At 70.7% G+C, this 25,907-nt stretch carries 21 protein-coding genes, 1 pseudogene and 1 riboswitch; of the genes and pseudogenes, 10 read left to right on the top strand and 12 right to left on the bottom strand.

Going from position 1 to position 25,907, the window contains the following annotated elements:
* Positions 1-6: 6 nt before the first annotated feature.
* On the bottom strand, positions 7-429 hold the full coding sequence (locus CUJ89_RS09255; RefSeq protein WP_114177064.1) for an NUDIX hydrolase: 423 nt from the start codon (positions 427-429) through the stop codon (positions 7-9).
* Positions 430-578: 149 nt separating this feature from the next.
* Positions 579-839: a hypothetical protein gene (locus tag CUJ89_RS09260; RefSeq protein ID WP_114178559.1), complete on the bottom strand. Its 261-nt coding sequence runs from the start codon at positions 837-839 to the stop codon at positions 579-581.
* A 276-nt stretch (positions 840-1,115) separates the two neighbouring features.
* Between CUJ89_RS09260 and CUJ89_RS09265 the strand changes: the two are divergent.
* The 4 genes and pseudogenes from CUJ89_RS09265 to CUJ89_RS09280 form a co-directional block, all read left to right on the top strand.
* Positions 1,116-2,261 (top strand): annotated as a pseudogene (locus CUJ89_RS09265) (CaiB/BaiF CoA transferase family protein); the annotation flags it as partial.
* 130 nt (positions 2,262-2,391) lie between these two features.
* Positions 2,392-3,693 carry a CitMHS family transporter gene (locus tag CUJ89_RS09270; RefSeq protein WP_114177065.1) on the top strand — a complete coding sequence of 434 codons (1,302 nt, stop codon included), beginning with the start codon at positions 2,392-2,394 and terminating at the stop codon, positions 3,691-3,693.
* Between the two features lie 130 nt (positions 3,694-3,823).
* Entirely contained in the window at positions 3,824-4,990 is a 1,167-nt protein-coding gene (locus tag CUJ89_RS09275; RefSeq protein ID WP_114177066.1) for an acyl-CoA dehydrogenase family protein, read from the top strand.
* Positions 4,991-5,043: 53 nt separating this feature from the next.
* A complete protein-coding gene (locus CUJ89_RS09280) occupies positions 5,044-5,787 on the top strand; it encodes an IclR family transcriptional regulator (protein ID WP_114177067.1) in 744 nt (247 codons plus the stop codon).
* Between the two features lie 183 nt (positions 5,788-5,970).
* On the opposite strand, the gene CUJ89_RS09285 is transcribed toward CUJ89_RS09280, so the two are convergent.
* Both CUJ89_RS09285 and CUJ89_RS09290 read right to left on the bottom strand, forming a co-directional pair.
* Complete coding sequence (locus CUJ89_RS09285; RefSeq protein ID WP_201752224.1) at positions 5,971-7,326, bottom strand: chitinase; 1,356 nt, start codon at positions 7,324-7,326, stop codon at positions 5,971-5,973.
* A gap of 249 nt (positions 7,327-7,575) precedes the next feature.
* Positions 7,576-8,478, bottom strand: coding sequence for a LysR substrate-binding domain-containing protein (locus tag CUJ89_RS09290; RefSeq protein WP_114177069.1), 903 nt, complete (start codon positions 8,476-8,478; stop codon positions 7,576-7,578).
* 95 nt (positions 8,479-8,573) lie between these two features.
* Here CUJ89_RS09290 and CUJ89_RS09295 point away from each other — a divergent pair, with 95 nt between their 5' ends.
* Positions 8,574-9,776 carry an MFS transporter gene (locus tag CUJ89_RS09295; protein WP_114177070.1) on the top strand — a complete coding sequence of 401 codons (1,203 nt, stop codon included), beginning with the start codon at positions 8,574-8,576 and terminating at the stop codon, positions 9,774-9,776.
* 6 nt (positions 9,777-9,782) lie between these two features.
* Here CUJ89_RS09295 and cobJ read toward each other — a convergent pair whose 3' ends face one another.
* Genes cobJ through cobG form a run of 4 tightly spaced genes read right to left on the bottom strand, consistent with a single transcriptional unit; the run spans position 9,783 to position 14,191 of the window.
* Entirely contained in the window at positions 9,783-11,492 is a 1,710-nt protein-coding gene (cobJ, locus tag CUJ89_RS09300) for a precorrin-3B C(17)-methyltransferase (RefSeq protein ID WP_114177071.1), read from the bottom strand.
* Positions 11,489-12,223, bottom strand: coding sequence for a precorrin-2 C(20)-methyltransferase (locus CUJ89_RS09305; RefSeq protein ID WP_114177072.1), 735 nt, complete (start codon positions 12,221-12,223; stop codon positions 11,489-11,491). Before CUJ89_RS09305 ends, cobJ begins: the two co-directional genes overlap by 4 nt.
* Positions 12,220-12,846 (bottom strand): precorrin-8X methylmutase, encoded by a 627-nt coding sequence (locus CUJ89_RS09310; RefSeq protein WP_114177073.1) that lies wholly within the window; start codon positions 12,844-12,846, stop codon positions 12,220-12,222. Before CUJ89_RS09310 ends, CUJ89_RS09305 begins: the two co-directional genes overlap by 4 nt.
* Positions 12,839-14,191, bottom strand: coding sequence for a precorrin-3B synthase (gene cobG, locus CUJ89_RS09315; protein WP_321970387.1), 1,353 nt, complete (start codon positions 14,189-14,191; stop codon positions 12,839-12,841). The genes CUJ89_RS09310 and cobG overlap by 8 nt, the downstream gene beginning before the upstream one ends.
* A gap of 106 nt (positions 14,192-14,297) precedes the next feature.
* Positions 14,298-14,490: riboswitch (cobalamin riboswitch) on the bottom strand.
* A 202-nt stretch (positions 14,491-14,692) separates the two neighbouring features.
* Here cobG and cbiE point away from each other — a divergent pair.
* From cbiE to cobM, 4 genes are read left to right on the top strand one after another with little or no spacing between them, the layout of a single operon-like run.
* Positions 14,693-15,949, top strand: a complete 1,257-nt coding sequence (cbiE, locus tag CUJ89_RS09320) for a precorrin-6y C5,15-methyltransferase (decarboxylating) subunit CbiE (protein WP_114177075.1) — start codon at positions 14,693-14,695, stop codon at positions 15,947-15,949.
* Positions 15,949-17,037, top strand: coding sequence for a cobalt-precorrin-5B (C(1))-methyltransferase (locus CUJ89_RS09325; protein WP_114177076.1), 1,089 nt, complete (start codon positions 15,949-15,951; stop codon positions 17,035-17,037). The genes cbiE and CUJ89_RS09325 overlap by 1 nt, the downstream gene beginning before the upstream one ends.
* Complete coding sequence (locus CUJ89_RS09330; RefSeq protein ID WP_114177077.1) at positions 17,034-17,765, top strand: cobalt-precorrin-6A reductase; 732 nt, start codon at positions 17,034-17,036, stop codon at positions 17,763-17,765. The genes CUJ89_RS09325 and CUJ89_RS09330 overlap by 4 nt, the downstream gene beginning before the upstream one ends.
* Before the next feature lie 43 nt (positions 17,766-17,808).
* Positions 17,809-18,537, top strand: coding sequence for a precorrin-4 C(11)-methyltransferase (gene cobM, locus CUJ89_RS09335; RefSeq protein WP_114177078.1), 729 nt, complete (start codon positions 17,809-17,811; stop codon positions 18,535-18,537).
* A 283-nt stretch (positions 18,538-18,820) separates the two neighbouring features.
* Here the strand turns inward: cobM and CUJ89_RS09340 are convergent, their stop codons facing one another.
* The gene (locus CUJ89_RS09340) at positions 18,821-19,999 is read right to left on the bottom strand and encodes an MFS transporter (RefSeq protein WP_114178560.1); all 1,179 of its coding nucleotides are present in this window, start codon (positions 19,997-19,999) and stop codon (positions 18,821-18,823) included.
* Positions 20,000-20,128: 129 nt separating this feature from the next.
* Here CUJ89_RS09340 and CUJ89_RS09345 point away from each other — a divergent pair, with 129 nt between their 5' ends.
* On the top strand, positions 20,129-20,644 hold the full coding sequence (locus CUJ89_RS09345; protein WP_114177079.1) for a MarR family winged helix-turn-helix transcriptional regulator: 516 nt from the start codon (positions 20,129-20,131) through the stop codon (positions 20,642-20,644).
* Between the two features lie 110 nt (positions 20,645-20,754).
* On the opposite strand, the gene CUJ89_RS09350 is transcribed toward CUJ89_RS09345, so the two are convergent.
* From CUJ89_RS09350 to CUJ89_RS09360, 3 genes are all read right to left on the bottom strand, one after another.
* Positions 20,755-21,459: a glutathione S-transferase N-terminal domain-containing protein gene (locus tag CUJ89_RS09350; RefSeq protein ID WP_114177080.1), complete on the bottom strand. Its 705-nt coding sequence runs from the start codon at positions 21,457-21,459 to the stop codon at positions 20,755-20,757.
* Between the two features lie 161 nt (positions 21,460-21,620).
* Positions 21,621-22,745, bottom strand: a complete 1,125-nt coding sequence (locus tag CUJ89_RS09355; RefSeq protein ID WP_114177081.1) for a porin — start codon at positions 22,743-22,745, stop codon at positions 21,621-21,623.
* 248 nt (positions 22,746-22,993) lie between these two features.
* The gene (locus CUJ89_RS09360) at positions 22,994-25,696 is read right to left on the bottom strand and encodes a LuxR C-terminal-related transcriptional regulator (RefSeq protein WP_114177082.1); all 2,703 of its coding nucleotides are present in this window, start codon (positions 25,694-25,696) and stop codon (positions 22,994-22,996) included.
* Positions 25,697-25,907: the final 211 nt, after the last annotated feature.

Consider the following 25,907-nt stretch of genomic DNA (forward strand, 5'->3'; position numbering starts at 1 on the left):
GCGGCATCACCGCAGCGGGCCGTTCACGATCGCCGAAAAACAGTCGAGACGCAGCAGTTCGATGATCTTGCGCGTCGGCACGCTTGCACGGAGCGTTTCGAGCCGGTCGGCAGTGAACCACTTGCAACGGGCGATCTCGTTGCTCGCGCGCGGCGAAAGGTGCGCCGGCACGTCGACCACGAACACGTGATGCAGCTTCGTCAGCCCGCCGAACTGCACCGCATAGTCGAGCGCGAGCCCCTCCAGCCGCGTTTCCTCCGCGAGCTCCCGCTGCGCGGCTTCGAGCGGCGTCTCTCCGCGCCGGATCGTGCCGCCCGGCAGCGCCCAGCGCGACGCGCTGCGGGCGACCAGCAGCACGCTGCTGCGCTGGCGGCAAACGATCGTGGCGCGTTCCTTGATGACGGCGAGGGTGTCCGGCCCGGTACTCATTTCGGCAAAACAGGTGCTGAATCGTGGAGAAAATGCGCGTCGTCGGCTCGCGATCCGGCAGCAGGCCGCGACGGCATGCAGGCAGCCGCAGCGATCTTACCGGCCGTTCGTGACAGTTCCGTGCACCGCGTCGCGCGACGAACGCCGTGTCACGCGTGCGTATAGATCCCGTTGCGCGTCGGCTTCACATGACGCGAATGGCGGCGTTTGTGAACGGCGCGCCGGTGATAGGGCGACGGCGCCGTCACGTGCCGGCGCGCGGGCGCTGGCCGTGCAGTCGGCGCGGCGGCCCGGGGCGCCGCGCCGGGCATTCCGGTCTGTCCTTCGCCGAAATGGAACGTCTGGGTTTGCGCGTGTCCGACGCCCAGCGTCGACGCCAGCATGAAGGCCGCCAGCAGCATCCGTTTCATGAATATTTCGCCTTGTTTTTTCGAGATGAACATTGTCCGCCAGCTTAGCGAAGGGCGGGACGGTACCGCAACCGGCCCGGGTTCGGTGTCGTCCCCACTTGCGCCCGGCGGCATTATCCGCGCGACGGCCGGGTGCGCCCGGGCTTGACATCATAATTCCCCAGTGTGAATATAAATTCACGCACAAGAATTATTCGTCGAATCCGGAAGGTCGCGCCGCTGGCGCGTGGCCGCCGGAACCGGCAGTCCGATCAACCGGAACCAGGAGCGGGACGCATGGCAGAACACGAGCAGCAGGGCGCGCTGGCAGGATTGCGCATCATCGATCTGTCGCGGGTGCTGGGCGGCCCGTATGCGACGCAGATCCTCGCCGACCACGGCGCGGAGGTGATCAAGGTCGAACCGCCGTCCGGCGACGAGACGCGCACGTGGGGCCCGCCGTTCGACGGCGACACCGCGTCGTACTTCCTCGGCGTGAACCGCAACAAGCTCGGCATCGCGCTCGACCTGACGAAACCCGACGACCGCGAGCGGCTGCTCGGCCTGCTCGAACACGCCGACGCCGTCGTCGAGAACTTCAAGATCGGCACGATGGAGCGCTGGGGGCTCGGCTTCGACGCGCTGCATGCGCGGTTTCCGCGCCTCGTCCATTGCCGCGTGTCGGGCTTCGGCGCGGACGGCCCGCTCGGCGGGCTGCCCGGCTACGACGCGGCCGTGCAGGCGCTCGCCGGGCTGATGAGCGTGAACGGCGAAGCGGGCGGTGCGCCGCTGCGCGTCGGCGTGCCGATCGTCGATCTCGTCACGGGGCTGAACGCGGCGCTCGGCGTGCTGATGGCGCTGCGCGAGCGCGACGCGAGCGGTCGCGGCCAGTTCGTCGAATCGACGCTGTTCGACTGCGCGCTGTCGATCCTGCATCCGCATACGCCGAACTTCTTCCATTCGGGCAACGCGCCCGTGCGCACCGGCAACGCGCATCCGAACATCACGCCGTACGACAGCTTTCCGACGGCGAGCGTCGACATCTTCCTGGCGGTCGGCAACAACGGGCAATTCGCGGCGCTGTGCGACGTGCTCGGCACGCGCGACTGGCTCGACGATCCGCGTTTCTCGGACAACCGCGTGCGCAGCGCGAATCGCACCGCACTGCGCGCGCTGCTCGAAACGGCACTGGCCGGACACGACGGCGCGGCGCTCGCCGAGCGGCTGATGCGCCGCGGCGTGCCGTGCGCGCCCGTGCTCGGGCTCGATGCGGCGCTCGATCATCCGCATGTCGCCCATCGCGAGATGAAGGTCGCGCTCGGCCGGCATCGCGGCATCGCGTCGCCGATCAAGCTCGGCCGCACGCCGGCCACGTACCGGCTGCCACCGCCTGCGCTGAACGAACACGCGGCGCAGGTTTTTGCCGACGACCCCCCCCCGACCACCGCCGGGACTGACCGGCATCGCGGCCGCCGGCCGTGTCGCGGCGCACAGCCGCGCAGGCCGTACGACCCCATTCGGACACTACGCCGGCCCGCGCACAGGCGCACACCGGCTGAAGAGGAGACGCATCATGCTCGCATGGATCGGCGCGATCGCCATCGTCGCGCTGTTCGGCCTGATCATCACGAAGCGGCTGTCGCCGCTCGTCGCGCTGATCGTCGTGCCGGTGGCCGCGTCGCTCGCGGCCGGTTTCGGGCTCGCGACCGGCAAGTTCATCGTGCACGGCGTACAGAACATCGGCCCGATCGCCGGGATGTTCGTTTTTGCGATTCTATTTTTCGGAATCCTCACCGATGCGGGCATGCTCGACCCGATCATCGCGGGCGTGCTGCGCGTGATCGGCTGCCATCCGCCGCGCATCGTGATGGGCTCGGCGCTGCTCGCGCTGCTGATCCATCTCGACGGCTCGGGCGCCGTCACGTTTCTCGTCACGCTGCCCGCGATGATGCCGCTCTATACGCGGCTCGGGATGGATCGTCGCATCCTCGCGTGCGTGGCGTCGATGGCGGCCGGCGTCAACTTCCTGCCGTGGGTCGGGCCGATGCTGCGCGCGTCGGCGGCGCTGCACATTCCCGGTTCGGCGATCTTCATGCCGATGATTCCGGTGCAGATCGTCGGGCTCGTGTTCGTGTTCGGCACCGCCTGGGTGCTGGGCGCGCGCGAGGCGAAACGGCTCGGGCTCGATCGCACCGGCGCGGCCTCGCTCGCGATCGCGCCGCGCGAGCTGACCGACGCCGAACGCGCGTTGCGCCGGCCGGACCGTTTCCGGATCAACCTTGCACTGACGCTCGTCGTGCTCGTCACGCTGGTGTCCGGCATCGTCGACCCGATGGTGATGTTCATGCTCGGCACGGTGGCCGCGCTCGTGATCAACTACCCGGACGTGCAGGCCCAGCGCGAGCGGATCGACGCGCATGCGAAGGCCGCGCTGATGATGGCGAGCGTGCTGCTCGCGGCCGGCGCGTTCACGGGCATCATGTCCGGCACGGGGATGCTGAAGGCGATGGCCGACGTCGTCGTCGCGCACGTGCCAGTCGAGCATGCGCGCCACATGCCGTTCGTGCTCGGCCTGCTGTCGATGCCGCTCAGCCTGCTGTTCGATCCCGATTCGTTCTACTTCGGCGTGCTGCCGGTGCTCGCGGAGAGCGGGAAGCTGCTCGGCGTGCCGCCGATCCAGATGGCCCAGGCCGCGCTGCTCGGCCAGATGACGACGGGCTTCCCGGTGAGCCCGCTCACGCCCGCGACGTTCCTGATCGTCGGCCTGACCGGCGTCGAGCTCGCCGAGCACCAGAAATTCACGATTCCGTTCCTGTTCGCCGCCACCTTGCTGATGGTGTTCGCCGCGGTCGCGACGGGCGTGTTTCCATTATGAGCGCCCCCAGACCTGTCGCTTCGCGCCAGGCCTCCCCCCGAGGGGACTTCCTTCGGGGCCGAAACCTTGGGGCGGCCCGGCGTTTTCTTGAGAACGGCGCGGCCGTTCACGTTTCCCTGGAGAGCAGTCCATGCAGTTCGACCTGACCGACGACCAGCGCGCGATCGAAAGCGCGATCGAGAAAATCTGCGAGCGCTTCGGCGACGACTACTGGCTCGAACGCGATCGCGCGGGCGGGTTTCCGGCCGATTTCCACGCGGCACTCGCCGAGGCCGGCTGGCTCGGCATCGCAATGGACCCGGCCCACGGCGGCGGCGGGCTCGGGATGACCGAGGCCGCACTGATGATGCGCACGATCAGCGCGTCGGGCGCCGGCCTGTCCGGCGCGTCGGCCGTCCACATGAACATCTTCGGGCTGAACCCGGTGCAGGTGTTCGGCAACGACGCGCAGAAGGCGCGCTTCCTGCCGCCGCTGATCGCCGGGCGCGACAAGGCGTGCTTTGCGGTAACCGAGCCCGACGCGGGCCTCGACACCACGCACCTGACCACGCAGGCGCGCCGCGACGGCGACCACTACGTGGTGAGCGGGCGCAAGATCTGGATCTCGACTGCGCAGGTCGCGAACAAGATGCTGATCATCGCGCGCACGACGCCGCTCGACCAGGTCGCGAAGCCGACCGATGGGCTGAGCCTGTTCTATACCGACCTCGACCGCTCGTGCGTCGAGGTGCGTGAGATCGAGAAGATGGGCCGCAAGGCCGTCGATTCGAACATGCTGTTCATCGACAACCTGCGCGTGCCGTGCGACGACCTGATCGGCAACGAGGGCGACGGCTTCCGGTACCTGCTGCACGGGCTGAACCCCGAGCGGATCCTGATCGCCGCCGAGGCGATCGGGCTTGGGCAGGTCGCGCTGCGCCGCGCGACGCAGTATGCGAACGAGCGTGTCGTATTCGGTCGGCCGATCGGGCAGAACCAGTCGATCCAGCATCCGCTCGCGCAGGCCTGGATGCAGCTCGAGGCCGCGTGGCTGATGGTGATGAAGGCCGCGACCCGCTACGACGCGGGGCAGTCGTGCGGCGCGGAGGCGAACGCCGCGAAATACCTCGGCGCGGAAGCCGCGTTCCAGGCATGCCAGACGGCGATCGCGACGCACGGCGGGATGGGGTACGCGAAGGAATACCATGTCGAGCGCTACCTGCGCGAGTGTATGATTCCGAGGCTCGCGCCCGTGAGTCCGCAACTGATCCTGTGCTACATCGCGGAGAAGGTGCTCGGGCTGCCGAAGTCGTACTGACGCGCGGCGGCCTGCCCGGCGCGCGGTTTCCCGTTTCGATTCAAACGCTCGCCATGGACGTCAAACTCGTTGCCCGCACGCTCGACCTGTTCGAGCTGTTCGCCGCCGAACGGCGGCCGCTGCCGCTCACCGAACTCGCGCGCCTGCTCAATGTGCCGGCGTCGAGCTGCCTCGCGATGGCACGCACGCTCGTGAGCCGCGGTTACCTGTACGAAGTACGCAAGCGCGGCGGCTACTACCCGACGCGGCGCCTGCAGGCGATCGCCGCCGCGATCGACGCGACCGATCCCGTCGTCGACATCGTCCATCCGCATCTCGTCGCGCTGCGCGACGCGAGCCGCGAGACGGCCGTGCTCGGCAAGATCCAGGGCCTGTCGGTCACGTACCTCGACGTCGTCGAGTCCGAACAGGCGATCCGCTATACGCGCCAGCCGGGCGAACTGCGCCCGCTGCACGCGAACTCGATCGGCAAGGCGATCTTCGCGGAACTCGCCGGCGATGCGCAGCAGGCGCTCGGCGCACAGTTGCCGTTCGAACGCTTCACCGACGCGACGGTGGTGGACCTGCCGGCGCTCGTCGTGCAAACCGCGCGGTTTCGCGAACTGGGCTGGGCCGAGAACTTCGGCGAGAGCGCGCCCGAGCTGTCGGCGCTCGCGGTCGCTCTGACGCTCGACGGCGACTGGTACGGGCTGTCGGTCGTCGGGCCGACCGAGCGGATTCGCCAGCATCGCGACACGCATGCGGCGCTGCTGGTCGACGCGAAGGCGCGGCTGCTGGCCGAGCACGCGCGCGGCTGACGGCTGACGGCTCACGGCTGACGGCTCACGGCTCACGGCTCACGGCTCACGGCTCACGGCTCACGTCCGCACGACATGCGTGGCCGGGCAGGGTTCAGCCGCCTTGGCGGGCCGTTCGCCGGCATCCTGTCATGCCGCGCCGGGAACGGCCCGCCGCCCGTCACGCGCGGGCGTACCTCTGCATCACGACTTCACCCACACACCACCGGCGCTGGGGTTGTCGCCCTGCGTCCACCATTTCGCGCAATACTTCGCACCCTGGTACATCACGCACGTGCCGCCCTGGTACGCGGTCGTGGCCGACCACACGGGCGAGCCGCCGCCGACCGGCTTCCACACGGCGGCCTGGCCGGGCACGTCGCCCTGCGTCCACCATTGCGCCTGATAGGTCGTGCCCTGATACGTCACCGTCGCGCCGGCCGTATAGACCTGGCCGGCCGCCCAGGGCGCGCCCGGCTGCGGCGTGCCGCCGTTCGAGCCGCCGCCGTAGTTCGGATCCTGCGTGACGCCGGTGCCCCACTTGCCGTCGAGGGTCTTGAAGATCGACGCGAACGCATACGGCTGCTGCACGATGCCCGAGCAGGTCGGCGACGCATACGCGCCGTTGTTCGGGCACGGCTGGTCGCGGCCGACCGACCAGTTGCCGAAGAACCCATAGCCGTTGTTGACCGCCGCGTTCAGCACGCTTTGCGCGTTCGCGAGCGTGAAGGTCTCGCCCTGCACGTCGTTCACGCCGATCATCGGCGTGACGCCCACCATCTGCCAGAGCTGGGAATTGGTCTTCGGCTGGCCCGCCGACTTGAAGGCCGTGTCGAGCTGCGCATACAGCGCCTGCGCGGCGCTGATCGCGGCCGCGCCCATATCGATGTTCGCCGGGCCGTAGTCCATCGTCATCAGGTTCACCGCATCGAACGCCGCGTGGTTCGCGATCGCCGCGTTGACGACGTTCGCGCCGTCCTGCGTGAGCCCGGTCGGCATCGTCGGCAGCGTCAGCGTGACGTGCAGCGGCTTGCCCTTCGCTGCATAGTCGGACTGCAGTTGCGCGATGGCCTGGAAGTTGCGCGCGACCGCGGCCGTGTCCTGCTGCGACGCGCCCTCGATGTCGAAGTCGACATGCGTGACGCCGTACGTGTCGATCACGGTCTGGTAGGCCGCCTTCAGCGCCGGAACCGTCGAGCATGCCTGCATCAGCGGCGTGCCGTTCGCGCCGCCGAACGATACGGCGACTTCGCCGCCTTTCGCGCGGTAGCTCGCGATCGACGTCGACAGCGTGGTGAGCAGGCCGCCGCTCGCGCCGTTGCCGATCGGCTGCACGCCGCCCCACGACGGCGCGCAGCCGCTGCCCGCGACCACGAACGCGAGCGTGAACTGCTGGATGCCTTGACGGACGCCGATCTGGTCGACGAGCGGCGTCGGATAGAGCGTCACGTCGACATAGGGCGCATAGACGCCGGCGCCCTGGGACACACTCGCCATCGCGAGCAGACAACCCGCGGCAAGCGCACGCGGAATGAATCGCGGCAACACGTTGTTGTTCATTGCGTTCTCCAAGTGGAAGAGGGATACGCTGGCCCGCGTATCGCCACCGGGCGGACGACCGGGCATGTCCGGCCGGCGGCGTGCCCATCTTGGAGGATTCGCATCGAATAGTGAATGCTTAGGTGTTCTTTTCGTTATTTGATTCTCGATACGTAACGATCTTGCCGATTCGACACCGTTCCGCAACGCGTCGCGCGGGCGATTTTCCCGATCGACCGTGCGAAGCCCGATGTGCGTCGCTGACGTCAATTACGCCGATGCAGGCTGCACCAGCGAGCGCGCGAGCGCGACAAAACGTTCGACGCACGCCGACGCAAACGGCTCGTTCCACGACACGATCTGCTCGACCGCACGCGTGCCGGCGAGCGGCACGTAGACGACGCCCGGACGCTGCAGCGTCGCCGTGAAACCCGGCACGATCGCGATGCCGCGTTCGGCGGCCACCAGCGACACGAGCGTCGTGATCTGCGACGCGGTCGGTCCGACCCGCGGCGCGAATCCGGCTTGCGCGCACAGGTCGTCCAGCGCCGCGGTCAACGCCGAACCGTAACCGGGCGGAAAGGTCACGAAGGTTTCGTCCGCGAGTGCCGCGACGTCGACGCTCGCTCGGCCCGCGAGCGGATTCCCGGCCGGCACGGCCGCGACGAGCGGCTCACGCGACACGACGAGCGACGCAACCGGTACGCCGGGTGCGCCGTCCCACGCCCAGCCGAAGCCGATGTCCATCGTGCCGTCCGCGATCTGCTGACGCTGACTGGCGGTCGCCGCTTCGCGGAACGCGAGTTCGACGTCGGGCATCGTGCGGCTCGCGACGCGGATGACGTCCGGGAACGTGTCGGACATCGGAATCGAGCTCGCATAGCCGATCACGATGCGTCCGGCGATGCCTTGCGCCATCTTGCGCGCGCTCGCCTCGGCCTCGGCGGCCGCGCTGACGACGTTGCGCGCATGCGCGAGGAACAGCGCGCCTTCCGGCGTCAGCCGCACGGCGCGCGTCGAACGCTCGAACAGCCGCACGCCGAGCTCGCTTTCCAGCGCGGCGATATGGCGCGTCAGCGGCGGCTGCGCGACGCGCAGGCGCAATGCCGCGCGGCCGAAGTGCAGTTCGTCGGCGACGACCACGAAATAGCGGAGGCGGCGCAAGTCGAGCATTGTTGTCGTTCCGGTATCAATTTCGGTGAAAACGGTATTGGCGTGCGCGCGGCGCGCTCGTCAGACTGTCGACATCGTTGAACAAGGCAGCTCCGATGAACGACAGGACCACGCGCATCGCGTTCTTTCTCTGCGGCTTCGCCGCGTTTCTCAATCTCTATTCGACGCAGGGCATCCTGCACGAACTCGCGGCGGCCTTCGGCGTCAGCGCGGAGCGCGCGGGGCAGGGCGTGAGCGCGACCACGACGGCCGTCGCCATTATCGCGCCGTTCGTCGGCGTGCTGGCCGCGCGCATCGAGCGGCGCGCCGCGATCGCGTGTGCGGCGGTGGCCGTCGCGCTGCCGGTCGTGTGGTCCGCGCATGCGGCCAGTTTCGCGTCGTTTCTCGGCGCGCGCTTTGCCGCCGGCCTGCTGATGCCGTTCGTCTTCGCGCTGTCGATCGCAACTATCGGCGAACGCTTCGATCGCGGCACGTCGGCCGAGATCAGCGCGCTGTTCGTCGCCGGCACGACGCTCGGCGGTTTCGCGGGCCGCTTCGTGACCAACCTGCTGACGTCGATGTGGGGCTGGCGGCACGCGCTCGACGTCGTCGCGGCGCTGTGTCTCGTCACGGGTGTAGCGATTTACGCGAGCCTGCCGGCGTCCCGCGCGATCGTGCGGCGCACCGGCCACGATGCGGATGCGGGGCCGTCATGGCGAATCGTCACGCGCGGCCCGCTGCTGGCGTCGTTCGCGATCGGCGCGTGCGTGCTCGCGTCGCAGGTCGCGACGTTCACGTTCGTCGGCCTGCGGCTCGCGCGCGCGCCGTTCGGCTTCGGTACGGTCGAGATCGGCGCGATCTATGCGGTGTTTCTGGTGGCGGTCGTCGTCACGCCGCTCGCGGGGCGCGTCGCGCGGCATCGCGGCCCGCGCGCACCGGGGCTCGCCGCGGCCGCGCTCGCGATCGGCGGGGCGCTGCTGACGCTGTCGAACAGCGTGCCGGCGATTCTGGCCGGCCTCGCGCTCAGCTCGACTGCCGTGTTCGTCGAACAGGCGTCGGCCAACACGTTCATCTCGCAGGCGGCATCGACGGCGCGCTCGACGGCGATCGGCATCTACCTGTCCTGCTATTACTTCGGCGGCAGTCTCGGCTCGATCCTGCCGGTGCCCGGCTGGCATCGGTGGGGATGGGCCGGCTGCGTCGCGTTCGTGGTCGTTGCGCAGGCAATCGTCGGCGTGCTCGTGTACCGGTTCTGGCGAACCGGCAGCGCGGCCGGCACGGAGCCTACCGACGCGCGCGGCGTCAGGCTCACGCGGTAACCGGATTCAGCGATACCAGCGCGGCGTGTAGACCCACTCGCGCCCGTTGCCGATCGCGAAGCGCCGTGTCGTCGACGAGCCGACGATCACCATCGTGCGCATGTCGACCTGATCGCTGCGCAGCGCGCCGAGCGTCGTCGTCGCGAGCGTCGCGCCCGGCCGGCCGATGTCGCGGCCGAGCACGACCACCGTATCGGCCGCGCGGTGCGCGCGCACGACATCGAGCGCACGGTCGAGTTGCCACGGCCGCGCGCGCGAGATCGGGTTGTAGAACGCCATCACGAGATCGGCTTGCGCCGCATGCCGCAGGCGCGTCTCGATCACGTCCCACGGCTTCAGGTTGTCCGACAGCGAGATCGCGCAGAAGTCATGGCCGAGCGGCGCGCCAGCCTGCGCGGCCGTCGCGAGCGACGCCGATACGCCGGGCTCCACGCGCAGGTCGACCGAGGCCCATTGCGGGTCGCGAGATTCGTCGAGCGCTTCGAGCACGGCCGCGGCCATCGCGAACACGCCCGGGTCGCCCGACGAGACGACCGCGACTCGCCGGCCCTCGGCCGCGAGTTCGAACGCATGGCGCGCGCGCTGCATCTCCTCGCGATTGTCGGTGCCGTGCACGCGCTGGTTGTCGCGGAACGGGCCGGCCATGTTCACGTAGGTCGTGTAGCCGAGGATGTCGGTGGCTTCCGCGAGCGCGGCGCGCGCGGCCGGCGTGAGCCACGTGGCGGCGCCCGGGCCGAGGCCGAGCACCGTCAGGCGGCCGCGCGCACGGCCGAGCGTGGCAGGATCGACCGGATGCGACGCGACCGCGCACGCGAGGCCGTTCGACGCAGCGCGCAGCGTGTGCGCGACGCGCAACGCGCGGCCGAGCAGCGTGGCCGCATCGGTGTGCGCGTGGCTGTCGACATCGACGAAGCGCAGCGGCACGTCGAGCGTTTGCGCCGCTTCCTCCAGCGCGGTTTCGCCGATCGCCGATGCCGGCGCGACGATGGCCGCGAGCGCCAGCCGCGCGAGACCTTGCGCGTCGAGCGCTGCGTCGATGCGCGCGGCAAGCGCTTCGTGCGCGTGCACGACCTGCGCGTCGACGCCGACCACCACGCAGCGCGGATGGATCACCAGTTCGTCGCGCGTACCGCGCCACGCATCGGGGGTTACGCGGATCGCATGCGCGGCCGCATCGTCGCGCGGCAGCGCGACATCGTCGAGCCATGGCGCCGCGCCGTCGACGCGGGTCGACGCGCCCGCGAGCAGGTCGGACACGAAGCGCTTGCCCTGCGCGAGATCGGCGAGCGCATAACCTTCGGGCGGATTGAGCACGCATGCGCCGAAGCGCAGTTCACCGCTCGTCGTGATCGCCGGCGCAACGCCGAGCCATTCGGCAAGCTCGCGCGCGATCGCATTGACGCCCGTCAGCCCGCCAAGCAGCGGCACGACGGCCGAGCCGTCTTCCGCGACCGCAAGCACCGGCGGCTCGACGCCCTTGTCGGCCAGCGCGGGCGCGATGCAACGGATCACGATGCCGGCCGCGCACAGCGCGACGATCGGCAGGCCGCGCGCGTAGAGTTCGCGCAGGTGCGTGCCGAGTTCGTCGAACGGCACGTCGGCATCGACGCGCGACGCGAGCCCGTGCACGCGGGCGCCCGGATAGCGCGCCTGGATGCGCCGCGCGGTGTCGAGCGCGCCCGCGCCGAGAATCACGATCGCGGGCGGAGTCGTCATCCTTGCCATTTTTCCCCCGGCACGACGAGCAGCGAGAAATACGGCGACGCCATCGGGTCGACTTCGTCGAGCGGCACGATGCGCTGGCTCGCCATCGTCGCGCGCTCGACGTACAGCGCGCGCTTGGCGAGCCCCAGTTCGTCGAGCACGCGCCGCACCTTGTCAAAGTTGCGGCCGAGCTTCATCACGACGGCCGCGTCGGCCTGCGCGAGCCGCGCGCGCAGTTCGTGCTCGGGCAGCACGCCCGACAGCACCGACAGGCTCTGGTTGCGATAGACCAGCGGCTGGCCGAGCACGGCCGTGCCGCCGAGCATCGCGCACACGCCCGGCACGACCTCGGTGTCGTAGCGCGGCGCGAGGCGGTCGTGCAGGTACATGTACGAGCCGTAGAAGAACGGGTCGCCTTCGCAGATCACCGCGACGTCGCGCCCCGCATCGAGGTGCGCCGCGACGATGTCGGCGGCCGTATCGTAGAAGTCGGCGATCACCGTCTCGTAGCAAAGCGGCGGCGGCAGTGCCTCGGTCGTCACCGGATAAACGAGCGGCAGTTGCGTCTGCCCGTCGAGCAGGTGCGCTTCGACGATGCCATACGCATTGCCTTTCTTGCCCTTCGCGACGAAATACGCGACCACGGGCGCGGCCTGCAGCACGCGCAGCGCCTTGATCGTCATCAGCTCAGGGTCGCCGGGGCCGACGCCGACCCCGAACAGGCGTCCGCGCGCGGTCGTCATTCGACCTCCGTCGCGAGTGCGTTGACCGCGGCGGCCGCCATCGCGCTGCCGCCGCGCCGGCCGAGCAGCGCGACGTACGGCACGCCGCGGCTGTCGGCATCGAGCATCGCCTTCGATTCGGCCGCGCCGATGAAGCCGACCGGGAACCCGAGGATCAGCGCGGGGCGCGGCGCGCCGGCGTCGATCATGTCGAGCAGATGGAACAGCGCGGTGGGCGCATTGCCGATCACGACGACGCTGCCCGCGAGATGCGGGCGCCACAGTTCGAGCGCGGCGGCCGAGCGCGTGTTGCCGAGATGCCGCGCGAGATCGGGCACCTCCGGCTCGCCGAGCGTGCAGATCACGCGGTTGGCCGCAGGCAGCCGCGCGCGCGTGATGCCTTCGGCGACCATCTTCGCGTCGCACAGGATCGGCGCACCGGCCGCGAGCGCCGTGCGGCCCGCCGCGCCGGCGCCGGCCGAGAAGCGCAGATCGTAGACGACGTCGACCATCCCGCATGCATGGATCACGCGCACCGCGAGTTTCTCGAGATCGGACGGAACCTGCGACAGGTCGGCCTCGGCGCGGATCGTCGCGAACGACTGGCGGTAGATTTCCTGCCCGTCGCGAATGTAGTCAAGCATCGGTGGTGTCCTGGCTGTGCCGCGCGTCCGTGAGTCGGGCCGCGGCCTGGTCAATCGTCAGATGGCGCGCGAGCGGGGCGCCGAGGCCCGCGGCGGCGTCGCGCCGGTAAAGGTCGTAGTGCGCGGGCGCAACCGCGACGAGCGTGTGCGTCGCGGGATGCGGCAGCGCGCAGTGGCGCTCGCAGCCGGTCAGGTGCACGTCGACCGGATGGCCGATGCGCGCGGCGAGGACGAGCGCGTCGTGTTTCGTGTCGGCGCGCGCTTTCGCGCAGCCCGCGCTGCCGCTGCACGCGACGAGCATCGCAAGCGGGTCGGACGACGCGCATACGAGGCCGAACGACGCGAGCGCATCGAGCATGGCCGGCGCGCGTTCGTGCAACACGCCGTGCATGAACATGCCTTGCCATGGCGTCATCGACAGCGTGCCGTTGCCGTCGGCGTCGGCCAGCGCGGCGAGCCGTTCCAGTTGCGTCGCGTCGAGCCGCCCGAGCGCGAATTGCGCGCCGACGCTGCAGCGCGCCGTGTCGAGCGACGGGCGCGCGCCGAAACGCAGCGCCGGGTCGGCGCGCATGCGCCGCCAGCCGGCCAGCGCCGGATCGGCCGCGAGCGGGAAGGGCAGGTAATGTTGCGCGCGTTCGAGCAACGCGCATTCTCCGCAGGTGGCAAGCAATACCCGCATCCGCGTGACGTCGGCAGGCGCAAGATCGAGGAACGCGAGCAGCAGCGCGCGGACGAGCGCGACGCCCTGGTCGGGCGCCACATCGACCGACGCAGGCCGGTCGCCGTGCGCGACCGGCGGGCAGCCGGCCAGCCCGGCCGCGATGCGTACCGTGCCGTCGTCGCGACGCCAGGCAGCCAGCCAGATGTCGTGCGGATGATCGAGTGCCGCAACCGATTCGCCGCCGTCGAACTGGATAGAGAATTTCGGCGACAACTCGCCGCGGCGCGGCTCGCACGCCAGCATGTCGAGCAGCGGCATCGCGATCGCGCGGCTGTCGATGAGCGCGGCGGGGTCGTGGCCGACGAGCGGGCTGAGCATCACATTGCGGACGTCGTCGCTCGCGGCGAGCGCGGCTGCGTCGGCGGTGGCGTCGATGCGTGGGCCGAGACCCGCGTCGAGCAACGCGCGCGTCAGCGCGTCGGCCGCGCCGTCGCGAATGCCGCGCAACTGGAGATTCGCGCGATTGGTCGCGTCGATCGCACCGGAACCGTAGGCCCGCGCGGCGGCGGCGATCGCGCGCGCCTGGCGCGCGTCGAGCCGGCCGCCCGGCAGCTTGACCCGGCACAGCCCGCCGTCGGCGGCCGCGACCACGCGCACGAGCCCCGGGCAGGCCGACGGGCGCACGAAGGGCGACGCAGGAATCGAAACGGGGGCGGAACTCAACGGGATACCGGGACAGTGTCGGGCCGCGGCCAACGCATCGGTACACCCCGCCCGAAGCCGACTGGCACGCACGCACTTTCTGGCCGGCAGGTCTCCTGGCTGACAGGTCGGCGCCGGCTCCCGGCCTTCCCGGTCGAACCAGTGGCATGAGGGGGGAGATCGGCTCGCTGTCTACAGTTGCGGGGGCAGCCACAGCGGCGCGCGGCGCGCCCTGTGTTCCCTCTTCGGCCCCGAAGGGCACCGGCGAACGAACGGCCGTAGGATACCCGATTTCGACCGCGGTTCGCGACCGGAAGGCCGTTCGCGACGGACGAAGCGGAGGAGGGTCCGGCGCCGGCGGGCCGGCAGATGAAACGCGGGATGGAACACGGTACCATGCCGTTTTTCGCAATGCGGACGGCTGCGCCGGCACTTTCACGGCCGCGCGGCGACACGATGGAATCGAACGATGGGGAAGGGTGCATGACGGCGTGGCTGACGGTAGTGGGCATCGGCGACGACGGTTACGCGGGGCTTGGACGCAGCGCGCGCCGCGCGCTGCTCGACGCGACGCTGGTCGTCGGCGCGAAGCGGCATCTCGACATGCTGCCCGCGCGGCTGCCGGCCGCGCGCGAAGCATGGCCGTCGCCGTTCGATCTCGCGGGCGTGCTCGCGCGGCGCCGGTCGCCCGTCTGCGTGCTCGCGAGCGGCGACCCGATGCTGTTCGGCGTCGGCGCCACGCTCGCTCGCGCGCTTTCCCCCGACGAATGGCGCGTGCTGCCCGCGCCGTCGTCGCTGTCGCTGGCGGCCGCACGCCTCGGCTGGGCGCTGCAGGATATCGGCGCGGTATCGCTCGTCGGCCGCCCGCTCGCGACGCTGGCGCGCCACCTGCTGCCGGGCCGGCGCCTGTTCGTGCTGAGCGCCGACGGCCGCACGCCGGCCGCCGTCGCGGCCGAACTCGTCGCACGCGGCTTCGGACCGACGCGCATCAGTGTCTTCGAACATCTGGGAGGCCCGCTCGAGCGGCGTCTCGACGGCCTCGCGCAGGACTGGAACGTCGACGAAACGGCCGCGCTCAATCTCGTCGCGCTCGATTGCCAGGCCGGCCCCGACGCGCCGCGCCGCGCGCTCACGCCCGGCCTGCCCGACGACGCTTACCGCCACGACGGCCAGCTCACCAAGCGCGACCTGCGTGCGATGACGCTCGGGCGTCTCGCGCCCGCGCCGGGCGAGCTGCTGTGGGACGTCGGCGCCGGCAGCGGCTCGATCGGCATCGAATGGATGCGCGCGCATCCGTCATGCCAGGCGATCGCGATCGAAGCGCATGCGGAACGGCAGCGCTTCATCGAGCACAACCGCGACGCGCTCGGCGTACCGGGCCTGCAGCTCGTCGCCGGGCGCGCACCCGATGCGCTCGCGGGGCTTGCCGCGCCCGACGCAATCTTCATCGGCGGGGGCGCCACGGCGCCCGGCGTGCTCGACGCATGCTGGTCGTCGCTGAAGCCCGGCGGCCGGCTCGTCGCGAACGCGGTCACGCTGCAGGGCGAGATGGCGCTCGCCGCATGGCGCGATGCGCACGGCGGCACGCTCACGCGCGTGTCGCTCGCGCATGCCGAGCCGCTCGGCCGCTTCGACACGTGGCGGCAGCCGTTGCCCGTGACGCTGTACGACGTGCGCAAGCCCGACGCGGCGGCTTCAACGAACGCGACCGGCGCGACGGACGCAACCGGCCCGACGTGATGCGCGACGAAACCCACGAACACCCCGCGCCGCTACGCTTCGGCTATACGACCGGCAGCTGCGCGACCGCGACGTCGCTCGCGGCCGCGCGCCTGCTGCTCGCGGGCCGCGCGGACGACGCGGTCGAGATCGTGCTGCCGAAGGGCCAGCGCGTGGTGATGCGTCTCGAGTTCTGCCGGATCACGGCCGACGGCGCCGAAGCCGGCACGATCAAGGATGCCGGCGACGACCCCGACGTCACGCACGGCGCGCTGATCTTCGCGCGCGTCGCGCTCGCGGCGACGCCCGGCGTGCGCTTTCACGCGGGGCCGGGCGTCGGCACGGTCACGCGCGCGGGGCTGACGCTGCCGGTCGGCGAACCGGCGATCAACCCGGTGCCGCGCCAGATGATGACGGCGCACCTCGATGCACTCGCGGCCGAGCATGGCTATGCGAGCGGCTTCGACGTGACGATCGGCGTCGACGGCGGCGAGGCGCTCGCGCTGAAGACGATGAACCCGCGCCTCGGCATCGTCGGCGGGCTGTCGATCCTCGGCACGACCGGCATCGTGCGGCCGTTCTCGTGCTCGGCCTATATCGCGTCGATCCACCAGGGCATCGACGTCGCGCGCGCGAACGGCATCACGCATATCGCCGCGTGTACCGGCAACGCGAGCGAGGACGCGATGCGTGCGCACTACCACCTGCCCGACATGGCGCTGGTCGAGATGGGCGATTTCGCGGGCGCGGTGCTCAAGCACCTGCGGCGCGCGCCGGTCGCGCGCCTGTCGATGTGCGGCGGCTTCGGCAAGCTGAGCAAGCTCGCGGCCGGCCACCTCGATCTGCACAGCCGACATTCGAACATCGACCTGCCGCTGCTCGCGCAATGGGCGGCCGAGGCCGGCGCGAGCGATGCGCTGCAGGCCGCGATGCGCGCCGCGAACACGAGCCAGGAAGCGCTGAAGCTCGCGCACGCCGAAGGCGTGCCGCTCGGCGATCTCGTCTGCGCGCATGCGCTGCGCGTCGCGCGCGACATCGTGCCGCCATCGGTCGCCGTCGAGATGTTCGCGATCGACCGGCAGGGCCGCTTCGTCGGGGAGGCGCGATGAGCGCGCGCATCCTGCTGCTCGGCGGCACCGGCGACGCGCTGAAAATCGCGCGTGCGCTTGGGTCCCATCACGTCTATAGCCTGGCCGGCCTCGGCAAGGTGCCCGACGACCTGCGCTGCGACGTGCGCGTCGGCGGTTTCGGTGGCGCCGCCGGATTGGCCGCGTATCTTCGCAGCGCCGGCATCGGCCTCGTGATCGACGCGACCCATCCGTATGCCGCACAAATCAGCGCGAATGCCGCTGCCGCGACGCGCGACGCGGGCGTGCCGCTGTGGGCGCTGCGTCGCGCGCCGTGGGCGCCGCAACCCGGCGACGACTGGCGAATGGTCGACGACTGGGCCGGCATCGAGGCCGCGCTCGCGCCGTTCAGGCGGCCGTTGTTCACGCTCGGTCGCGAACCGCTCGCGCATCTCGACGCGATCCCGCCGCACCAGTTCTGGCTTGTGCGCTGCCTCGACGCGCATCCCGGCAACGCGCGCGCGCAGATCGTCGCCGCGCGCGGGCCGTTCACGCTCGACGGCGAGCGCGCGCTGTTCGCGCTCATGGGCGTCGACGTCGTCGTCAGCAAGAACAGCGGTGGCGCGGCCACCGAGGCCAAGCTCGACGTCGCACGCGAACGCAGGCTGCCGGTCGTGATGCTGCGCCGGCCGCCGCTGCCCGACGCCGACCGCGCGTTCGACTCGGCCACGGCGCTGCTCGACGCGCTCGATCCGGCCGCACGCGCGTGACGCTGCGCGGCCGGTCAACCAACGAATTGACGGAGATTTTTCGATGACGGTGTATTTCATCGGCGCGGGCCCCGGCGACCCGGAGCTGATCACGGTGAAGGGCCAGCGCCTGGTGCGCACCTGCCCGGTGATCCTGTATGCGGGCTCGCTGGTGCCGGCGGCCGTGCTCGACGGCCATCGCGCGGAGCAGGTCGTCAATACGGCCGAGCTCGACCTCGACGAAATCGTCGCGCTGCTCGCCGGCGCGCATACGAAAGGGCAGGACGTCGCGCGCGTGCATTCGGGCGACCCGTCGCTGTACGGCGCGATCGGCGAGCAGATCCGCCGCCTGAAAGCGCTCTGGATTCCCTACGAAATCGTGCCGGGCGTGACGGCCACGGCCGCGTGCGCGGCGACGCTCGGTGTCGAGCTGACGCTGCCCGGCGTCGCACAGACGGTGATCCTCACGCGCTTCGCGGGCAAGACGACGATGCCGGAAGGCGAAGCGCTCGGCTCGCTTGCCGCGCACCGCGCGACGCTCGCGATCCATCTCGGCGTGCGTCATCTCGCCCGCATCGTCGACGAAGTGCTGCCGCATTACGGCGCCGCTTGCCCGGTCGCGGTGATCTATCGCGCGAGCTGGCCCGACGAAGCGCGCGTGACCGGCACGCTCGCCGACATCGTCGGCAAGGTGCAGGGCACGCCGATCGAGCGCACGGCGCTGATCCTGATCGGACGCGTGCTCGACGCCGAAGGGTTCGCGGATTCAACGCTGTACGCGAGCGCAGGCTGATCAAGCGCGCGCCGGCCGGCGTTCGGCGCGCCGTTCGCGGATGTCTGGATCGCAACCTGGAAAGAAACGCATTGGCCGGGGCTGAAGCCGAAAAACACGACCGAGCACACATCGGTTTCCGTGACCTTGCCGGCAGGGCAGGATCCTGTTGCCGCCGGCAAGGCGCTGCGCGACAAGGTGTCTTTCTGCGAGCCGGTCAACTGAGCGGCGACCGAAGCAGAATGGCAGTTGCGTATTCACCAACCTGCCATTCCGTTCGACGCTGAACGGATGACCGCCCGCGCTAGGCCCGCGCAACACGCCGCGCCAATCTCGGCGCAAAACCCGCCGCCAGCGCGAACAGCGCGACACACAGGCACTCCATCGCCACCCACGCGGGCGTCAGATCCGCGAGATGCTGGCGCACGACGCCAGCCGCGAACGGAAACAACCCTGCGATCAGGTAACCGACACCCTGCACGAACCCCGTCAGCGACGCGGCATCGGCCGGCGTCGCCGCATGGTCGACCGTGACGATCAGCGACAGCGGAAACAGCGCGCCGATCCCCGCACCGAGCAGCAGCGCGGCCGGCAACGCAAGCGTTTCGGGTGCGGCCAGCATCACCAGCAATCCGGTGAAGAGCGACGCGATCGCCGCATGCAACGCGGGCCGGCGATCGGGCAGGCGGTCGATCGTCGCCGAGATCGTCAGCCCCGCGACGACTTCCGCGAGCGTCACGCCGCCGAGCAGGCTGCCGGCCGCCGTCGGCGACCAGCCGAGCCGCATGTAGTACGGCGGCAGCCAGGCGAGCACGAGCGTGTACGCGCCCGTCGCGATGCCGAAGAACAGCGCGAGCCGCCATGCGCGCGGCGAGCGCGACGGCTGCGCATGCGACGCCGAAGCCGGCCCGGTGGCGAGCGCATCGCTGCCGCGACTGGCCAGCGGCCACGCGAGCGCGGCCACCGCGGCCGGCAGCGCCCAGCCCGCGAGTGCGGCGAGCCAGCCCCAGCGGGCCGCGGCGAACGGCGCGACGACGCTCGCGAGCACCGCGCCGCCCATGATCGACGTCGAATAGACGCCCATCGCGCCGCCGATCCGCGTCGCGAAATGCGCCTTCACGAAGCCGGGCAGCAGCGCCTGCACCATCGCGATCCCGACGCCCGCGCAGCAGGCGCTCGCGAGCAGCAGCCACGCGTGCTGCGCGCCGACGCGCGACACGCAGGCCAGCCCGATCAGCGCGACGCCGAGCCCTACGCCGCCCGCGATGCCTGTCAAACGCTGCAGGCGCCGCGCACTCAGCGCACCGAGCCCCATCAGCAGGATCGGGATCGTCGTCAGCAGGCTGGCCGCGCCGTCGCCGATGCCGGTCGCGCGCTGGATCATGTCGAGCAGCGGGCCGACCGCGGCGAGCGCCGGCCGCAGGTTCAGCCCGACGAGCACGATGGCGGCAAGCCGCCATCCGGGGGAAGTGAAGCGATTCATCGATAGGCCCTCGGTGTCGGTGCACGGCATCCGTCCGGGTGTCGTGCGTTTTCATGTAAAGTGTCTCGACATCAAGATAAATGCCAATTTATCTCGACGTCAAGATAACTGGTGGGCCGAGGAGGGTTAATGGATCGAGCCGCGCATGCGCTCGCGCAATGGCGCGCCGAGCGTCCGGATCTCGACGCGTCGTCGATGGTCGTGATGGGACGGCTGCAGGAAGCCGCGCTCGTGATCGCGCGCGACCGTCTCAATCCGCTGTTTGCGCGCTACGGGATGCAGCCGGGCGAATTCGACGTGCTCGCGACCTTGCGGCGCGGCGGTGCGCCGTTCGCGCTGACGCCGACGGCGCTGTACGACGCGCTGATGATGTCGTCGGGCGGGATGACCGCGCGCATCGACCGGCTGCAGAAGGCCGGCTGGGTCGAGCGCCGGCCGAACCCGGCCGACGGGCGCGGCACGCTTGTCGCACTGACGGAAACCGGCCGTGCGCTGATCGACGCCGCGGTCGTCGCGCACATCGACAACCAGCGCGCGATGCTGGCGGCGCTGTCGGACGCGGAACAGGCGCAGTTGTCGAAACTGCTGGAAAAGCTGCTGGCGGGGCTGGCCGACGGTGCGCCGGAAGGGCCGGGCGGAACGTAGCGTCAGCGAAGGTTGGCGCGTATGCGCCGGGCGGAAGGAAGCCGCGCCCGCCGCGCAAGGCGGCGGGCCAGGCAAATCGTGGGCCGCACGCCGTACGCCCGCGCGGCCGGTCAGTCGCGTGCCGGGATGTTGAGCCCGCGCGCGACGGCCGGACGCGCGACGAACGCGTCGAGTGCCCGCGCAACGTGCCGGAATTCGCTGAAGCCGACGAGATCGCCCGCTTCGTAGAAGCCGACGAGGTTGCGCACCCACGGGAAGATCGCGATGTCGGCGATCGTGTACGTGTCGCCCATCACCCACTGGCGGTTAGCAAGATGCGCATCGAGCACGCCGAGCAGGCGCTTCGATTCGTCGACGTAGCGGTCGAGCGGGCGCTTGTCCTCGTAGTCGCGGCCGGCAAACTTGTGGAAGAAGCCGACCTGGCCGAACATCGGCCCGATGCCGCCCATCTGGAACATCACCCACTGGATCGTTTCGTAGCGGCCCGCGAGATCCTTCGGGATCAGCTGGCCCGTCTTGTCCGCGAGATAGATCAGGATCGCACCCGATTCGAACAGCGCCAGCGGCTTGCCGTCGGGGCCGTTCGGATCGATGATCGCCGGGATCTTGTTGTTCGGGTTCAGCGACAGGAACGCGGGCGACAACTGGTCGTTCGTGTCGAAGCGCACGAGGTGCGGCTCGTACGGCAGGCCGGTTTCCTCGAGCATGATCGACACCTTGACGCCGTTCGGCGTCGGCAGCGAATAGAGCTGGAGACGGTCGGGATGCTGGGCCGGCCACTTTTGCGTGATCGGGAAGGCGGACAGGTCGGGCATGAAGGTTCGCTCGTCGAAGTGGATGATCCGCGCTCCGCCGTGCCGCCGCGCTCGCGCACTCCGCAGCGCAACGGCGGGGCCGGAGCGCGCCGAAAACGCCCACTGTAGCCGATCCCCGGAATCGATGCAGGCGCCGGCCGCGCGCGCCCGGCGCCACACCGTCAGAAGTTATGCCGCAGCCCGACCATCGCGGCCGTCGTCCCGACGCCGGGCGCGACCGGCTGCCCGTACGCGAGCATCTGGTCCATCGTGCCGCGGTTGTTCACGTGGCCGACCTGCGCATAGACCATCGTCCGCTTCGACAGGCTGTAGTCGGCCGCGAGCACGACCGCCGTCGACCGGTTCGCGGAACGGTTGCGGTCCTTCAGGTAGTACACGGCGGAGGTCACCTGCAGCGCGGGCGTGAAGCGATAGCCGACGCCGGCCGACAGCATGTCGAGGTTCACCTGGTCCGCATGCGCGGGATTCCTGCCGTTGCCGTACGACGCCGACACCGAAAAATCGCGGATCGTGTATTTCGCGCCGACGTAGATGAAGCGGTTGTTGTCGACGCCGGTCGGCGCCACGCCCGGCGCCGGATTCGTGTCGTGGCCGTTGTAGTAGACGGCCGACGCGTTCAGCCCGTAGTTCGCATACCTGAGCACGACGGATTCGCGCGTGCCGCCCTGGAACTGCCCGGCGACGCCGCCCGGCGCGTACTCGAGCGCGAGCGACGCGCCCGCAAACGTCGGCGACTGGTAGACAAGCGCATTGCTGTCGTACAGCGCGCCGATCGAGCCGTTGGTGCTCGTCCCCGGCCAGCCGGCCGCGGTGTTCAGGCCGAGCCACGCGGTCAGCACGCTGCCGAAGAACTGCGCGTTGCGCACGTCGGTGTCGGCCATCGCGTAGATCATCGGCACGATCTGGCGGCCGGCCGTGAACGTGCCGAACGGGCCCGATACGCCGAGCGACGCGACCTGGTTGAAGATCGCGACGGCGCCCGGCGTGTCGCTCAGTTGCAACTTGCCGGTGCCGCTGTCGAACGATCCCTGCAGCTTGAAGTTGACCTTGTAGCCGCCGCCGAGATCCTCGCTGCCCTTGATGCCCCAGAAGCTCGAATAGATGCCGCCGTCCTTCATGCGGAACACCTTGCCGGTATTCGGCGCGGTCGGGCTGAACGACGCGGCCGACGTGCTCTGGTACAGCAGGCCCGTGTCGACCACGCCGTAGAGCGTGACGGAGGATTGCGCATGCGCGAGCGCCGAACAGCCGGCAAACGCCGCGAGCGCGGCCAGTTTCATCTTCATCGAAGTCTCCAGATCGTCATGGACCGGACGGGATCGAGCCCGTCCGGGTAAAGCGGGGAACCATCGAGGCAGGCGGGACGGCGTGACATGCGACGCCGGTGCGAGCCGTGCGGAAAGACTACGCAACGTCGCGCGGCCGCTCCCCCCCATGCGCGGGGGGCAGGGTTGCGGAGAGTCGAAGGGGAGGTTGGGGAGGCGCCGCTGCGACGGGCTGCCGGCGGCCGGCTCAGGCAGGTGTCAAGGGGGTGTCAGGGCGCGCTTTCGAGCAGGCCGAGCACCAGCGCGCGGCGCACCACATGTTTGCGCGAGCTGGCGTCGAGCTTGCCGAACAGGTTCTTCAGGTGCCACTTCACGGTTTCCTCGCCGACGGCGAGCGCGACCGCGATCTCCTTGTTCGACAGGTTGCGCGCGAGCAGCTCGAGAATCGCGCGCTCCTTCGGCGTCAGCACGACGCTCGGCACTGCGCGCGGGCTGGCCGCAACGCGCGGCGCGGGCGGCACGATGCGCGGCTGCGGCAGCGCGTGCCGCGCGGGACCGTCGCCGGCGGCCGCCTCGTCGCCGACGCGGCGCGCCCAGTCGGCGACGGCCGGATGCGCGTCGGCGAGCGTGCGCGTCAACCCGAACATGTCCGCGAGGTTCATCGCCTCGTCGAGCAGCGCGCGGCCGCTGCGCCCCGACTGTTCGAGCGCAAACGCGCTGAGCGCCATGATCTCGATGCGCGCGCGCCCCATGCTCATTTCGCGGGCCAGCACGACCGCTTCGTCGAGCGCCGCGCACGCGTCGTCCCAGCGGCGTGCGGCGAGCGCCGCGCCCGCATGCGCGGTCGCCTGCAGCAGCACGACGGGGCGCCGCCACAGCGGCCCGTGCGCCGGAAACTCGGCCGCGGCGATCGCGTCGATCCGCTCGACGAGCGCATGGCAGGTCGCTTCGCGATAGCGCGCCGCGTGAATGCGCACCTGTTCGGCGAGACTCGCGACCGACAGGCGCGGCAGCCGGCGCGCGACGCCCATCGCATCGAGCGCCTCGAGCAAGTCGATCGCGCGGTGCTCGACGCCGCGCAGCAGCGCGATGCGCGCGGCGGTGCGATAGCCGAGCAGTACGGTGTCGGGCGTGCCCGCGTGTTCGAGCACGTCGAGCCGGTTCGCGAGCAACGCGGCGGCCTGGTCGACGCGGTCGGCCTCGTACGCGATCGCCGCGCACATCGCCGCGAGCATGCAGGTCAGCGGATGGCGGCGCCCGAGATCGGCTTCCGCGCGCGCCAGCGCCGGCGACAGCGCATCGTCGGCGAGCCGGATCTGGCCTTCTTCGAAGTAGCTCAGGCCCGTGATCAGCTCGCCCCAGCGCGCGACGTAGCCGAACCCGGCCGCTGTCTCGCCGCGCGGCGCGGCCTGCTGGAACCGACGCGCCTGGGCCGGTTCGCCGACGATGATCGCGCGCGCCGACAGCCGGTTCGCGTGCATCTGCGCCAGCCACGTCGTCGCCGGCGGCGTGAAGTCGGCCCACGGTTCGAACAGTTCGACGAAGCGGTCGATTTCGTCGGCGTAATACGCGGCCGCGCTGAGAATCAGCGCGCATTCGTAGCGCATTGCCGCAGGCGTGCCGGTATCCGCGAGGATGCCCGCGATCTGGCGCTGCGCCTCGACATGGCGCTCGCCGAGCGCCAGCGCCCAGGCGACCGCGATCCGCAGCGTCGGACGCTTGTCGAGCTCCGCGTCGGGCAACAGCGCGAGCCAGTCGAGCACGTCGTTGATGTGGCCCTGCTTGATCGCATCCTCGAGACAGCGCTGCGCGAGCGCATACGCGGCCTCGAACTGGCCGGCCGCATACGCGTGGCGCGCGGCTTCCCCGGTCATCCCGTGCGCATCGAGCCACGCGGCCGCGCGCGCATGCAGCACGCTGCGCTCGACATCCGGGCCCGCGGCCAGGCGGTCGCGCAGCGTGTCGCGCACGAGCGGATGCAGCCGGCACCAGTCCGAATCGTCCGACGCGATGAACAGCGGCGTGTCGCGCGCAAGCCGCGCGAGACGGTCGGGCGCGTCCGCATCGTCGAGCAGCGCGGCGCACAGCGACGGATGCAGGCGATCGGCGACGCTCGTGCGGGTCAGGAACGCGGTGTCGTCGGCCGACAGGTTCGCGAGCAGCAGCTCGACAAGCCGGTCGCGCGTGCCGTCCACGCGGGCGGCGAGCGCGTCGACCGCCTGGCGCGGATCGGGCGAGCGCGCCATCGCGGCCATCGCGAGCTGCAGCCCGAGCGGCCAGCCGTCGACGCGTTCGAACAGCCGCGCGCACGCGTCGGCGTCGACGCGCTGCGCAAAGCGCGCGCCGACCAGCGCGATCGTCTCGTCTAGCGTGAAGCGCAGCCAGTCGGGGCCCGCGAGCGTGCATTGCCCGCCGGCGAGCAGATCGCCGGCCGCGTGATCCAGCCCGCGCCGCGCCGCGACGACGACACGCAGGTTTTGCGGCGCGTTGTGCAGCACGTAGGTCAGCGCGTCGAGGCCGGCGGCCGGCAGCCGCTCCGCGTCGTCGACGATCAGGAGCGCGTCGATCGACAGTTGCGCAACCTCGGCCAGCCACGCGGTCAGGCCCTCCAGCGCGCGGGCCGGGTCGGCCGCGCCGCCCGGGATCAGGCGCCCGAAGCCCGGCCGCGCGCAGCCGGTCCGCACTGCCTGCACGAGCCCCTGCAGCAACCGCGGCGCGTCGTCGCGCTCGTCGGCCGACAGCCATACGACCGCGCGGCCGAGCGCAAGGTATTCGCGGCGCCATTGCGCGAGCAGCGACGTCTTGCCGTAACCGGCCGGCGCCTGCACGAGCGTGACCGGACGGCCGTCGAAAGCCGGCGCGGCGAGGCTCAGCCGCGCGCGGGCGAGCAACTGCGCCGGCACGCGCGGCGCGGTTGTCTTCAGGACCAGTTCGGTGGGGGGCGCGTCGGCGCGATCGGGTGGGTGGGCCATCGAGGCAGCAGTCGGAATCAGGCGGTGCCGTACGGGCCAGCGTCCGGGGTGGGCGTGGGGGGAAGGATCGGCCGAACCACCTTCGCGCGTCAATCCCCCCCGCGACGAGTGGGGCCGCGCCGGCGCCGCGCCGATAGCATGGGTTTCATGCATGACGAACGCAACGAGGAGGGATGCCATGGACATCGTATCGACCGGCGCGCGGCGCAGC

The organism is Burkholderia pyrrocinia (genome assembly GCF_003330765.1).
GTDB classification, from domain to species: Bacteria; Pseudomonadota; Gammaproteobacteria; order Burkholderiales; family Burkholderiaceae; genus Burkholderia; species Burkholderia pyrrocinia_B.

Bases quoted from the DNA above. Each gene is read 5' to 3' on its own strand.
- CUJ89_RS09345 (WP_114177079.1), top strand. From the start codon at position 20,129: ATGGATCGAGCCGCGCATGCGCTCGCGCAATGGCGCGCCGAGCGTCCG.
- CUJ89_RS09330 (WP_114177077.1), top strand. From the start codon at position 17,034: ATGAGCGCGCGCATCCTGCTGCTCGGCGGCACCGGCGACGCGCTGAAA.
- CUJ89_RS09290 (WP_114177069.1), bottom strand. From the start codon at position 8,478: ATGCTCGACTTGCGCCGCCTCCGCTATTTCGTGGTCGTCGCCGACGAA.
- CUJ89_RS09255 (WP_114177064.1), bottom strand. From the start codon at position 429: ATGAGTACCGGGCCGGACACCCTCGCCGTCATCAAGGAACGCGCCACG.
- CUJ89_RS09295 (WP_114177070.1), top strand. From the start codon at position 8,574: ATGAACGACAGGACCACGCGCATCGCGTTCTTTCTCTGCGGCTTCGCC.
- CUJ89_RS09325 (WP_114177076.1), top strand. From the start codon at position 15,949: ATGCGCGACGAAACCCACGAACACCCCGCGCCGCTACGCTTCGGCTAT.
- CUJ89_RS09310 (WP_114177073.1), bottom strand. From the start codon at position 12,846: ATGCTTGACTACATTCGCGACGGGCAGGAAATCTACCGCCAGTCGTTC.
- CUJ89_RS09350 (WP_114177080.1), bottom strand. From the start codon at position 21,459: ATGCCCGACCTGTCCGCCTTCCCGATCACGCAAAAGTGGCCGGCCCAG.
- CUJ89_RS09340 (WP_114178560.1), bottom strand. From the start codon at position 19,999: ATGAATCGCTTCACTTCCCCCGGATGGCGGCTTGCCGCCATCGTGCTC.
- CUJ89_RS09280 (WP_114177067.1), top strand. From the start codon at position 5,044: ATGGACGTCAAACTCGTTGCCCGCACGCTCGACCTGTTCGAGCTGTTC.
- cobM (WP_114177078.1), top strand. From the start codon at position 17,809: ATGACGGTGTATTTCATCGGCGCGGGCCCCGGCGACCCGGAGCTGATC.
- cbiE (WP_114177075.1), top strand. From the start codon at position 14,693: ATGACGGCGTGGCTGACGGTAGTGGGCATCGGCGACGACGGTTACGCG.
- CUJ89_RS09355 (WP_114177081.1), bottom strand. From the start codon at position 22,745: ATGAAGATGAAACTGGCCGCGCTCGCGGCGTTTGCCGGCTGTTCGGCG.
- cobJ (WP_114177071.1), bottom strand. From the start codon at position 11,492: ATGACGACTCCGCCCGCGATCGTGATTCTCGGCGCGGGCGCGCTCGAC.
- CUJ89_RS09360 (WP_114177082.1), bottom strand. From the start codon at position 25,696: ATGGCCCACCCACCCGATCGCGCCGACGCGCCCCCCACCGAACTGGTC.
- CUJ89_RS09270 (WP_114177065.1), top strand. From the start codon at position 2,392: ATGCTCGCATGGATCGGCGCGATCGCCATCGTCGCGCTGTTCGGCCTG.
- CUJ89_RS09275 (WP_114177066.1), top strand. From the start codon at position 3,824: ATGCAGTTCGACCTGACCGACGACCAGCGCGCGATCGAAAGCGCGATC.
- CUJ89_RS09260 (WP_114178559.1), bottom strand. From the start codon at position 839: ATGAAACGGATGCTGCTGGCGGCCTTCATGCTGGCGTCGACGCTGGGC.
- CUJ89_RS09285 (WP_201752224.1), bottom strand. From the start codon at position 7,326: ATGAACAACAACGTGTTGCCGCGATTCATTCCGCGTGCGCTTGCCGCG.
- CUJ89_RS09305 (WP_114177072.1), bottom strand. From the start codon at position 12,223: ATGACGACCGCGCGCGGACGCCTGTTCGGGGTCGGCGTCGGCCCCGGC.